Raw genomic sequence first — 10,890 nt, 5'->3', positions numbered from 1 at the left:
CGCTTCGGCTTGCGCATCACGGAAGTATCCGGTTGCGCCGTTGCATTTGTCATAGTTTTTCTCCTAACCCGTCTGAATGAGCCTGCCAACAACATCGTCGCCATTGCCGTTTCATCCATCGGTACGTTCTTCAATGTACAAGGCTTTAAAAAAAAAAGCAAATAAAACTTCATTGCGCGTGGCGAAATTTTCGTTATCTTGTTTCCCCGCCTGAGAAGGGCTTTATTGCAACGTTATGCACAAATCGCGCTCATCGAAGAAACAGCAGCCAATCCATGGCTGCAGCATCCATCTCCGCTATATAGGCAGCAACACGCCGATAGAAAAGCTGTTCTAGAGTAGCGAAAATTTCTCTATCCTATATGTACCGCTTTTTGCAGCGTCGCATACGAAAAGAGAAGAGTCGGGGGGCGGTGACGTTTTGTTGGACTTCGTTGTCTGAATGGTCGTTCGCAACGACAGCACGCACGTTCAGGCGACGAGCCCGAGCTCGATGCGTTTGCCCATGATGCTCATCCCGTATTCGAGTGTGATGCGCTTGTCCCTGTACCAGACCATGTACTCGTCGAGCATTTTGGTGAACCCGTCGATGGTGACGCCTTTGAAGCTACGCATGTGGAAGAATTGTTCCTATAGCCCTTCAAAGGTGAGGTTTCGCAGAAACAAAAAGGGTTCCGGGACAAACCCGGAACCCTAAAGGCGGATAAGGCGAGATTCGAACTCGCGGAGGCTTTCACCTCACACGCTTTCGAGGCGTGCTCCTTAGACCGCTCGGACACTTATCCATGCTGCCAAAATGGCAACTTGTTCATTATGCCACATTCTGCCGACCTGGCAAATCGGAGTTTCGCTGAGCAAGTCTCAAGTGCATGCCGCTTGAGACATGTCAGATCACAATCCCGGAATTCGCCCGAAGCGCTGGCATTGCGTTTACGCGCCAAGCACTCCGACAGGAATTACATACACTCCATCATCGCGTTGATACGCGAACTCGCCGACCCCCACCAACACCGCCAAGAACTCCGGTTCACGGGTTCGCGCACTCGGATTTCTCAGCAGTTTCCCTTTCAGTCTGCATAGATTTGCCGCTGCCTCAGGGACTTTATCCTCACTGGACTTAATCTCGATGCCGCCCCACCGTCCATCGGACAATTCAATAATGGCATCACACTCCAGACCGGAATCGTCATGATAATACCGAACCGGTTCTATCCCAATATCGAGGAGAGATCTCGCATACACCAACAGATCGCGGATGCATAGATTCTCAAACAGAAACCCAAAAGTCTGCCAATCGCCGATAAGAGCAGCAGGACTCATGCCCAACATTGCCGCCGCAATGGAAGGATCGGCAAAATACCGACGCGCCTTGGTCTGGAGTCGCTTTGGATCCCGTGCCGGTGGGACCCAGCCCTTTATCGGATCGATGACGAACATGTTCTCGAACATGGCCGTATACCCGGATACCGTTCTCTCCGAAATGAAATCGTCAAGATTTTCTTCAGTACCGTACATATCCTTACGCAAGGTTTTGAATGTCACAGCTTGACTGATATTGCGCGCAAGCGAATCCAGCAGACGACGAGCCGCATCAGGATCCTTGCCTTGCTTGGGCACACTCTCAGTCAGCGTGAGTCGCATGTATTCCCGAATCAGAATCTGTGCATCAGATACAGGCATAGCCACCGCCTCCGGCCATCCACCTCGGCATACGGCATCCAACAACATCTGTGTACTTATCTCTGATTTTGCAGCGGCGAACTTATGTTCAAACAGTCCACTGAGACTTACCGCACCTGTCGAGAGTCCGGACTCATATAAAGTCAGAGGATTCATACGGATACGTCCGATTCGTCCCGCACCACTATGGTTCGGCCGATTCTCATTGAGAGGAGTGGATGAACCGGTCAGAATCCACTGACCTTTATTCGCGGAATCATCGTCGACGTGATGACGGACTTCATCCCATATAGCTGGGGCGAGTTGCCACTCATCCACGATATGAGGTCTATCTCCCAACAGCATCAATGACGAATCCGCCTTAGCCGCAGCCAAATTGTTATTGCGATCCACATAGGTAATGCTGGCTGCATGGGCCCGCGCAGACCAAGTTTTCCCGCACCACTTGGTGCCGGTAATCTCCACCGCGCCAAAGATGCGCATATATCGTTCGATCTGTGCATCCACGATACGAGGGCGATAGGCTTTCGGCTTGATGTCGCCCGCCAGAGAATCGGCCATTCCGCGCACCTCCCGTTATTTCACGTCCGCCATCGCAATAATCCGAATTTCTCAACTACCAAAATCCGAATGTTGCAACGACGAAAACCCGAACTTTCTAACTACAATAATCCGAATCTCCCAACTACCAAAATCCGAATGTTGCAACGACGAAAATCCGATTATTGGTGGTGGTAGAAGCGGTGACGGGGCCACTCTGCATTGAGTGGTCTCTCCCTCAGTCTCGCTACGCTCGACAGCTCGAACGCAATTAAGGACAGCTTTCCAGCTGCCATTTTATTTGCTCACCGTCGTTCGCCTTCGCCTAAAAACGCCTCCGGCGTTTTCTTCACGGCTCAGCTCATCAGAGGGAGCTTGGATCTCGTCCTTTACGCCACCTGTTCGTGGACGGAGGCATTGACCCATTGGGACTGCTGGACGTTGTAGCCGGAGAAGATGCCGATGTCGAGCATGCAGTCGCGGTAATCGCGGCCGTGGGCGATGGTGATGTAGCTGTCGTCCACCAACCGGTTATGCGTGGGATCCAGTCCGACCCATCGGCCATCCTGATACACCTCGACCCAAGCGTGGGTCGCGCCCTCTCCCCCAAGCAAGCCGGCAATGTAGCGCGCGGTCAATCCCACGTGCCGGCACACGGACAGCATCACATGGGCATAATCCTGGCATACGCCCTTGCGCTGGGCCAAGGCCTGTTCGGCGGTGGTGCGAATCGTGGTGGAACCGGGCGTGTACACAAACGCCTTGTAGACCTCATCCATCACTTCAGTGGCCTGCTGCACCGGAGTGGCGTCGGAAGGCAACGCAGCCAAGCGTTCGCGGCATACGGCAATCATCGCCTCCACGGTCGGGCCGGGAATGGTGAGCGCTGAATTGAATCGGTACAGCGGTTTATAGGCTTCCTTATGGATATGCGCATTGTCCACGAAGGCGATGCCGGTCACCGAATAGCTGAATATGTCGTGCGGCTCGGGGATGAATCCGGTCATCACCACGGAGCCAAAGGAGTCGATGGTGGTTTCGAGTTCAGTTTCGGGCTGAATCTTCACTTCCACGTCAATCACCTGTTGGCGAGGGCCAGTGGCGGGAATACAGCGAAGCTGGAACCTGTGATCGGTGACCGGTGCGCTGAAGGACAGCCTCATCTCATAGTCGAACACGAGTTTTTTCACAACGTCTCCTGCACTTACACACGAGCCGGCAACCGGCACATTCTCGGGATAACAACACTACAGCCATGGCTGAGGTATGGTCCGCGCGCTCACAGCCCACGCATATATTCCGGCAATCTGCTGATACGCATCGGCCGGCACTCGGGCGCACGGTTTTTTCGCCATACCACCATAGCATTTGAACCCGTCAGGGCGAACGTCGGGTTAGGGGCGCTTGGCATCCATGTTCATGGAGCTCAGTGAGCCCATGTCTTTGATGGCCAGGGCGCTGACACGGCCGGAATAATCGTCAAGGTACTTCTTCAGCAGGTCGGCGACTTCCTGATATCCGCGAGACGGCAGCTGACCGACCAGCCAGCTCAGCCCATCGGTGAAGCAACTGGGCAACGGCATGCCGTCGAGGATCATCGAGTAGGAGGCGAGCTTCCTAAGCGGGGCTTCCATCTCCTCCATCGTCAAACCGAAGCGCGCGTACAGGTCGATGCGCTCCAGATACTTGCCGATGAAGATGAACGCCTTCAGCGTGGGGTCGACCGGCGAGTTCTCGATGCCGCCCCAGAAGGCGAGCATGTCATCGGTAATATCGCGCTGCTTGTAGATGTCCTCGGCGTCGGCCGCATATTTGGCGGCATCGGTGATATTGGTCATCGCCAACTCCACGTACTGCAACAGACGCGAGCTCAATTCCGGGCGCAGAATCATGGCGTTGTTGAATGCGGAGGTTACGGCCGACCGCACCGAATCAGGATTAGACCCGTCGTACAAGAAGCTGTTCACGAACCCGTCGAAGTCCTCGAAATCTTCGGGCAGGTCGAGTGCGTGAGCGAACGGACGGAAGGCATCCACATCGGTGTCCATCACGCGATCGTAGAACGGGAAGAACTGGTTCAGCGTGGTGAAGGCGCGCTCGGTGTACCGACCCAGCCAATACAGGTTGTCTGCCTTGGATGCGGTAACCAGCGACAACGAGTGGCGGCGGGACTGGCTCAGCAGGTTCGCCACATACGTTTCGGCACCGTACTCGTGCTCGACGCCGGATTCGGGTGCCAGCACCCAGGTGTCCTTGAAGCCGCCGCCCTGGGAGGAGTTGACGATCATCTGTCCGGGCACGGACGAGTAGCGGGTCAGGCCCGAATACCACACGTGCGTATTCTTGCCGGTGACCACGAAGGCACGCAGATCGCATTTGCGCGGCGACATCTCACCGGTCTTCGGATCCACCACATCGATATCGCGGAACTGAATCACCTCTTGGGCGATGAATCGACGAGGTTCCTCCTTGATCCGGTTGGCGAGCTCCTCACGTGCGGCGGCATCCAGCGACGAACCGAACACCACGCCGTAACCACCGGCTTCGGCCACATCCTTGATGACCAGCTCTCCCATACGATTCAGGACTTCCTTACGGTCGGCCTCGAACATCGGCATATACGTGGGCGCGTTGTTGAGAATCGGTTCCTCGCCGAGATAGTACTTGATCATCTGCGGCACGAAGTAGTAGATGGCCTTGTCATCGGCCGCGCCGTTGCCCGGCGCGTTGACGATGGCCACGTTGCCCGCGCGGTAGGCGGACAGGATACCGGGCACGCCGATCACCGAATCCGGGTTGAAGGCGAACGGGTCGAGGAATTCGTCGGACAGGCGGCGGTAGACCACGCCCACGCGGTGGCGTTTGCCGGCGTAGTCGAGGAAGTAGACCTTGTTGTCCACCACTTCGAGGTCTTCGGGGAAGGCCAACGCCGCACCGGTCTTCTCCGCCAGATAGGCGTGCTCGAAGAACGCGGAATTGTAGCGTCCGGGGGTCAGCACCACGGCGATGCCTTCGGTGGAGACGAAGTCCATGGCCTTGCGCAGCAGGCGCGGGTATTCGCGATTGTCGCGAATGTGCACGTCGCGGAACAGGCGTGGGGAGATGCGGCGCTCGATGTCGCGCACGAACAGCGGGTAGCTGGCGCCCGAGGGGATACGCAGGTTGTCTTCCAGCACCCACCAGCGGCCGTCCTCGCCTTGGACCAAGTCCTCGCCGGCGATGTGCGCGAAGATGCCGCCGGGAGGGGTCACGCCGTTGACCTGCGGGAAGTAGCCGGCCGAGGTGTATACGTATTCCTCCGGCACCACGCCGTCATGGATGATGGCCTTGTCGGAATAGATGTCCTTCAGATAGGCGTTCAGGGCGTTGACGCGCTGCTTCAGGCCCTTCTCCAGCTCGTCGAACTCGTCGGATTCGATGATGCGCGGCACGGGATCGTACGGGAAGAGCCGGTCGTGGTATTCGCCGTTCTTGTAGATGCCGAAGCGTACGCCGTTGCGGGACAGTTCGCGGTTGATCGCCTCACGACGGTTCACCAGTTCATGGGCCAGTCTGCGTGCTGCGGATTCGATCATCGTGCCTGCTCCTTGCTGTGGCGGCTCTGTGGCCTGAGCGGTTGGGCGTTCGAGCGTACGCTGGCGCCACAAGCCGCAACCGGGTTTGATGGTTACAACCTAAGTCGGGCCCGTTTCAGCAAACGCGCGAGAATGTTACAGGCAGGTCACTTCGCCGGCCGCGCGCATCTTGCCGATCGCACTCGTCTCGCCGACCGCACTCGTTACAATGAATGGCTATGACACGACTGCGCATTGACTTGGCCTACGACGGCGGCGGATTCTATGGCTGGGCCAAACAGCCCAATCTGCGTACGGTGCAAGGCACCATTGAAGATGCGCTGCACAAGGTGCTGCGGGTGCCGGCCGATGACGCGGCCGAACCGTTGCGTCTGACGGTGGCTGGGCGCACCGACACCGGTGTGCACGCCTCCCACCAAGTGGCGCATCTGGATGTATCCGATGAGGTACTGAATCGCTGCGTAGGGCACATGACCATTCCGATCACCATGGCGCTGACCCGCAGACTCAAGGCCGTGCTGCCTCCGGACATCGTCATTCATGGCATTGCCGTAGCTCCGGTCGGCTTCGATGCCAGGTTCTCCGCACTGGAACGCACTTATGTGTATCGGGTCGCCGATCGTTCGTCTGAGGTCGACCCGCGCCTGCGCGGATGCGTGCTTACCGTGGATGAAGCGCTGGATCTGGAGCTTATGAACCGCGCAGCCGCATTGACCATCGGCCTGCACGATTTTGGCTCCTTCGCCACTCCGAATCCGGGAGGCACTACGATCCGTGAAGTCAAGACCGCCTATTGGCGGCGGGCGCCGATCACTCCCCTGGTGCCGGATGCGATGGCATCGCATGAAGCATATCGGACTCCGTCGCTGGAGTCCGGCCTGGTAGTGTTCACGATTGTGGCGGATGCCTTTGCCCGTAATATGGTGCGGTCCCTGGTCGGCTCATGTATCAAAGTTGGTTCGGGACGCAAATCACTGGAGTGGTTTGCCGGTAAAATGGCCGACCCAGTGCGTGAAGGCTCAAGCGGGCCGATTGCGCCGCAGGGCCTGACTTTGGAGCATATCGCATATCCCGCCGATGATCAGCTGGCCGCAAGAGCCGAGGCCATTCGAGCCGTACGTACGTTGTAGATTCTATGAAACAATGCAAAAGGGCTGGAACCCAAACGGATTCCAGCCCTTTCAGCTAGCTTGGCGAAAGCTATTCAGCTCACTCGGCCTTCTCGGCGTCAGCGGGAGCCTCAGCCTCAACGGCGGCGACCTCCTCGACCGGAGCCTCAGTAGCCTCTGTGGCCTCAGCCTCAACGGCCGGAGCCTCTTCTTCGGCAACCTTGGCGGCGGCTTCAGCTTCCTTCACAACAGCCTTCTTGGCAACCGGCTCGGTGACGAGCTCGATCACAGCGGCCGGAGCGGCATCGCCAACGCGCGGAGCGATCTTGACGATACGGGTGTAGCCACCTTCACGCTGCTCCATCTGCTCGGCAATCTGGGTGAACAGGATGTGCACCACGGACTTGTTGCGGATGACGCGCATCACGCGACGGCGGGAGTGCAGATCACCGCGCTTGGCGAAGGTGATCAGGCGCTCTGCCAGCGGACGAAGGCGCTTGGCCTTCGGCAGCGTGGTGGTGATGCGGCCGTTCTGGAACAGGCTGGTCGCCATGTTTGCCAGCATGAGGCGCTCGTGTGCGGGGCTGGAAGCCAGACGCGGGCCCTTCTTAGGTGTAGGCATTGGGTTTACTCCTTATATGTCCGTTCTTCAGGCAAGCAGGTGGGCATATGCCCGAACATCCGCTTGCCTAGTGAACGAACGATTGGTCAAAGAGGCAGATCACTCGTCTTCCGGCGAGAAGAACGTGCCACCTTCGAGATTATTGGTATCGAAGGCCATCGGCGAGGACTTGAGGCTCAGGCCCAGGGTCTGCAGCTTCTCCTTGACCTCATCGATTGACTTCATACCGAAATTGCGGATGTCGAGCAGGTCCTGCTCGGTGTGGGAGACAAGCTCACCGATGGTGTGGATGCCCTCGCGCTTGAGGCAGTTGTAAGAACGCTGCGTCAGGTTGAGGTCCTCGATCGGAACGGCCATCTCGGGGTTGGTCTCCTCGGCCACCGGGGCCGGACCGACCTCGACGCCTTCAGCCTGGGCGTTGAGCTCACGGCACAGGCCGAAGAGCTCCACCAAGGTGGAACCGGCGGAAGCCACCGCGTCACGCGGGGAGATGGCGGGCTTGGTCTCCACGTCCAGAATGAGCTTGTCGAAGTCCGTGCGCTGTTCCACACGGGTGGCCTCGACCTTGTAGCTCACCTTGAGTACCGGGGAGTAGATGGAATCAACCGGAATACGGCCGATCTCATCGTTGTCCTGCTTGTTCATCTGGGCAGGAACATAGCCACGGCCACGCTCGACAGTGAACTCGATCTCGAGTTCGCCGTCGTCGGCGAGGGTAGCGATGTGCTGCTCCGGGTTGGCAATGGTGACGCCGGCCGGCGGGGTGATGTCCCCAGCCACGGCTTCGCCCTTGCCGCTCTTGCGCAGATACATGACCACAGGCTCGTCGTATTCGCTGGTGAGCACGATGCCCTTGATGTTCAGCAGGATCTCGGTGACGTCTTCCTGGACGCCCGGCAGAGTGGTGAACTCATGCAGGGCACCGGAAATACGCACGGAGGTCACGGCAGCACCCGGGATGGAGCTCAGCAGCGTGCGACGCAGCGAGTTGCCGAGCGTGTAGCCGAAGCCAGGCTCGAGCGGCTCGATGGTGAAGCGGGAGCGCTGCGGATTCAGAGATTCCTCGGTAAGAGTCGGACGCTGTGCAATAAGCACTGTGGTTATCCTTTCAGCTTGAACTCGGTGGTGCACTCACCGGTCAGGCGGTTTTGGATGGATTTGGTATTGCTGAGTGCTCAGACGCGACGACGCTTCGGAGGACGAACGCCGTTGTGGGCTTGCGGGGTGACGTCGGTGATGGAACCAACTTCGAGGCCCGCAGACTGCAGGGAACGGATGGCGGTTTCACGACCGGAACCCGGGCCCTTGACGAACACGTCGACCTTCTTGACGCCGTGTTCCATCGCCTTGCGGGCGGCGGACTCGGCAGCCATACCAGCGGCGTACGGCGTGGACTTACGGGAGCCCTTGAAGCCGACATCGCCACCGGACGCCCAGGACACCACGGCGCCGGACGGATCGGTGATCGAAATGATCGTGTTGTTGAAAGTGGACTTGATGTGAGCCTGGCCGACCGGGACCGACTTGCGGTCGCGACGACGGGGCTTACGAGCGGCTTGCTTAGGCGCTGCCATTGACCCTCGTTTCCTAGTAACGAACTTTGTTGTTGACGTTCGGGCGATGGGATGAAATCATCCCGTGGCCCGAATCATGCCACCGACTACTTGGTGGCCTTCTTCTTTCCGGCGACCGTGCGCTTCGGGCCCTTGCGGGTACGAGCATTGGTCTTGGTGCGCTGACCGCGCACAGGAAGTCCCTTACGGTGACGCTGGCCTTGGTAGCAGTTGATCTGAATCTTGCGACGAATATCTGCATCGATTTCACGACGCAGGTCACCCTCGATCTTGTAGTTGGCTTCGAGGTAGTCACGCAGCGTAATCAGCTGCTCGTCGGTGAGATCCTTGACGCGGATGTCCGGGCTGATACCGGTCGCGGCAAGCGTTTCCTTGGCACGAGTGCGACCCACACCGAAAATGTAGGTGAGGGCGATCTCGATGCGCTTCTCATTGGGGATGTCGACTCCGGCAAGACGTGCCATTGCGATTCCTTCTTGTTGCCGTAGGTCTTGCACCCGCTCGCCCGGTTACCCGGCACGGGCCTACGTACCCGTGGTTCAGTGTCGTTCCCTTGCGGGAAGCACTGTGAGAGAGTGCCTTATTTACTTAGTGCCGCTGGAGAATCTGCTCTCAGCCCTGACGCTGCTTGTGGCGCGGGTTGACGCAGATCACCATGACGCGGCCGTGACGGCGGATCACGCGGCAGTTTTCGCAGATCCTCTTCACGCTAGGGCTGACCTTCATGGTTATCCTTTTCTTGTGTACCTTTACTTGTAACGGTACGTAATGCGTCCGCGGTTCAGGTCGTAAGGGCTCATTTCGAGCACGACACGATCCTGCGGCAGAATACGAATGTAGTTCTTACGCATTTTGCCGGAAATCGTGGCGAGCACGATGTGCTTGTTCTCGAGTTCAACGCGGAACATCGCGTTAGGCAGTGCTTCCACGACCTGTCCTTCGACTTCAATCACACCGTCTTTTGCCATGTGCCTCTAGTCCTATTCCGTTGGATGATTACTATGGCATATCCGAAGACACACCAACTATCAACTATATACGCACATACCCCTGTACGAACACTCGGCGTGTCGCACAGGGGTATGGAAACGTTGATGTGGTATTTCGGCATCACTCCGGCTTGTTGGCCGGGCCGCCGAACCTACTACTCAAGGTGGCTGATGATACGGCCGCTGATCTCGTCGATGTCGCCGACGCCGTTGACCACGACGAGCAGACCGCGAGATTCGTAGATGTCGAGCAGCGGAGCGGTTTCCTTCTCGTAGGTCTCCAGGCGCTTGGCGATGGCCTCCGGAGTGTCGTCAGCGCGGCCCTGCTCGGCGGCGCGCTTCTTCATACGCTCCAGCAGCACGTCGCGGGCGGCTTCGAGGGCCACCACGTGGTCGAGCGGAGTGTCGAGGTCGGCGAGCATCTCGTCGAGAGCGGTGACCTGGGCGGCGTTACGCGGGTAGCCGTCGAGAATCCAGCCGTTCTTGCAGTCTTCCTTGGACAGACGATCCTTGACGATCTTGTTGGTCAGGGAGTCAGGAACCAGCTCGCCCTTGTCGGTGTAGCTCATCGCCTCAAGACCGAGTTCGGTCTTGTTTTTGATGTTGTAGCGGAAGATGTCGCCGGTGGAGATGGTGGGGATGTTGAAGTGCTCGGCGAGCAGAGCAGCCTGGGTGCCCTTGCCCACGCCCTGGGGGCCCATGATGAGCAGACGCATGGTGGTCTCCTTTTGTGTCGGTTATTAATACGGTTTTGGCTCCCTTGGTTAAGGGAGCTATTGAGTTATATATGGAAGAAAGATT

The 10,890-nt window shown here is 58.0% G+C and carries 12 protein-coding genes and 1 tRNA gene; 1 reads left to right on the top strand and 12 read right to left on the bottom strand.

Translation table 11 applies throughout. From position 1 onward, the window contains the following. Window positions 1–471: 471 nt before the first annotated feature. From FYJ31_RS10495 to FYJ31_RS10475, 5 genes are all read right to left on the bottom strand, one after another. The gene (locus tag FYJ31_RS10495; RefSeq protein WP_154536626.1) at window positions 472–615 is read right to left on the bottom strand and encodes an integrase; all 144 of its coding nucleotides are present in this window, start codon (window positions 613–615) and stop codon (window positions 472–474) included. 85 nt (window positions 616–700) lie between these two features. Further along, a tRNA-Ser gene (locus FYJ31_RS10490) sits at window positions 701–785 on the bottom strand. Window positions 786–930: 145 nt separating this feature from the next. Continuing rightward, the gene (locus FYJ31_RS10485) at window positions 931–2,241 is read right to left on the bottom strand and encodes an ATP-binding protein (protein ID WP_143725024.1); all 1,311 of its coding nucleotides are present in this window, start codon (window positions 2,239–2,241) and stop codon (window positions 931–933) included. A 368-nt stretch (window positions 2,242–2,609) separates the two neighbouring features. Continuing rightward, a complete protein-coding gene (locus FYJ31_RS10480; protein ID WP_012578462.1) occupies window positions 2,610–3,410 on the bottom strand; it encodes a transglutaminase family protein in 801 nt (266 codons plus the stop codon). Window positions 3,411–3,614: 204 nt separating this feature from the next. Next, on the bottom strand, window positions 3,615–5,795 hold the full coding sequence (locus tag FYJ31_RS10475) for a circularly permuted type 2 ATP-grasp protein (RefSeq protein ID WP_154536625.1): 2,181 nt from the start codon (window positions 5,793–5,795) through the stop codon (window positions 3,615–3,617). Between the two features lie 218 nt (window positions 5,796–6,013). On the opposite strand from FYJ31_RS10475, the gene truA reads away from it, so the two are divergent. Beyond that, window positions 6,014–6,925: a tRNA pseudouridine(38-40) synthase TruA gene (gene truA / locus FYJ31_RS10470; RefSeq protein WP_154536624.1), complete on the top strand. Its 912-nt coding sequence runs from the start codon at window positions 6,014–6,016 to the stop codon at window positions 6,923–6,925. 79 nt (window positions 6,926–7,004) lie between these two features. Here truA and rplQ read toward each other — a convergent pair whose 3' ends face one another. From rplQ to FYJ31_RS10435, 7 genes are all read right to left on the bottom strand, one after another. Next, window positions 7,005–7,526, bottom strand: a complete 522-nt coding sequence (gene rplQ / locus FYJ31_RS10465) for a 50S ribosomal protein L17 (RefSeq protein WP_154536623.1) — start codon at window positions 7,524–7,526, stop codon at window positions 7,005–7,007. Window positions 7,527–7,625: 99 nt separating this feature from the next. Then, window positions 7,626–8,621, bottom strand: a complete 996-nt coding sequence (locus FYJ31_RS10460; RefSeq protein ID WP_007053048.1) for a DNA-directed RNA polymerase subunit alpha — start codon at window positions 8,619–8,621, stop codon at window positions 7,626–7,628. Window positions 8,622–8,701: 80 nt separating this feature from the next. Then, window positions 8,702–9,100, bottom strand: coding sequence for a 30S ribosomal protein S11 (rpsK, locus tag FYJ31_RS10455; protein WP_003829907.1), 399 nt, complete (start codon window positions 9,098–9,100; stop codon window positions 8,702–8,704). Between the two features lie 86 nt (window positions 9,101–9,186). Further along, window positions 9,187–9,564 carry a 30S ribosomal protein S13 gene (gene rpsM, locus FYJ31_RS10450; protein ID WP_012578466.1) on the bottom strand — a complete coding sequence of 126 codons (378 nt, stop codon included), beginning with the start codon at window positions 9,562–9,564 and terminating at the stop codon, window positions 9,187–9,189. A 148-nt stretch (window positions 9,565–9,712) separates the two neighbouring features. Continuing rightward, complete coding sequence (gene rpmJ, locus FYJ31_RS10445) at window positions 9,713–9,826, bottom strand: 50S ribosomal protein L36 (RefSeq protein ID WP_003808136.1); 114 nt, start codon at window positions 9,824–9,826, stop codon at window positions 9,713–9,715. A gap of 23 nt (window positions 9,827–9,849) precedes the next feature. After that, window positions 9,850–10,068: a translation initiation factor IF-1 gene (gene infA / locus FYJ31_RS10440; protein WP_003808114.1), complete on the bottom strand. Its 219-nt coding sequence runs from the start codon at window positions 10,066–10,068 to the stop codon at window positions 9,850–9,852. 176 nt (window positions 10,069–10,244) lie between these two features. Next, a complete protein-coding gene (locus tag FYJ31_RS10435) occupies window positions 10,245–10,805 on the bottom strand; it encodes an adenylate kinase (RefSeq protein ID WP_154536622.1) in 561 nt (186 codons plus the stop codon). Window positions 10,806–10,890: the final 85 nt, after the last annotated feature.

Source organism: Bifidobacterium sp. WCA-178-WT-4B, from assembly GCF_009696495.1.
Taxonomy (GTDB): domain Bacteria; phylum Actinomycetota; class Actinomycetes; order Actinomycetales; family Bifidobacteriaceae; genus Bifidobacterium; species Bifidobacterium infantis.
The sequence above is the reverse complement of the archived record's forward strand: the minus strand, read 5'-3'. Positions and strand labels throughout refer to the sequence as shown.

Coding starts and splice junctions, on each gene's coding strand:
- FYJ31_RS10495 (WP_154536626.1), bottom strand. CDS start 615: ATGCGTAGCTTCAAAGGCGTCACCATCGACGGGTTCACCAAAATGCTC.
- FYJ31_RS10485 (WP_143725024.1), bottom strand. CDS start 2,241: ATGGCCGATTCTCTGGCGGGCGACATCAAGCCGAAAGCCTATCGCCCT.
- FYJ31_RS10475 (WP_154536625.1), bottom strand. CDS start 5,795: ATGATCGAATCCGCAGCACGCAGACTGGCCCATGAACTGGTGAACCGT.
- truA (WP_154536624.1), top strand. CDS start 6,014: ATGACACGACTGCGCATTGACTTGGCCTACGACGGCGGCGGATTCTAT.
- rplQ (WP_154536623.1), bottom strand. CDS start 7,526: ATGCCTACACCTAAGAAGGGCCCGCGTCTGGCTTCCAGCCCCGCACAC.
- rpsK (WP_003829907.1), bottom strand. CDS start 9,100: ATGGCAGCGCCTAAGCAAGCCGCTCGTAAGCCCCGTCGTCGCGACCGC.
- rpsM (WP_012578466.1), bottom strand. CDS start 9,564: ATGGCACGTCTTGCCGGAGTCGACATCCCCAATGAGAAGCGCATCGAG.
- rpmJ (WP_003808136.1), bottom strand. CDS start 9,826: ATGAAGGTCAGCCCTAGCGTGAAGAGGATCTGCGAAAACTGCCGCGTG.
- infA (WP_003808114.1), bottom strand. CDS start 10,068: ATGGCAAAAGACGGTGTGATTGAAGTCGAAGGACAGGTCGTGGAAGCA.
- FYJ31_RS10435 (WP_154536622.1), bottom strand. CDS start 10,805: ATGCGTCTGCTCATCATGGGCCCCCAGGGCGTGGGCAAGGGCACCCAG.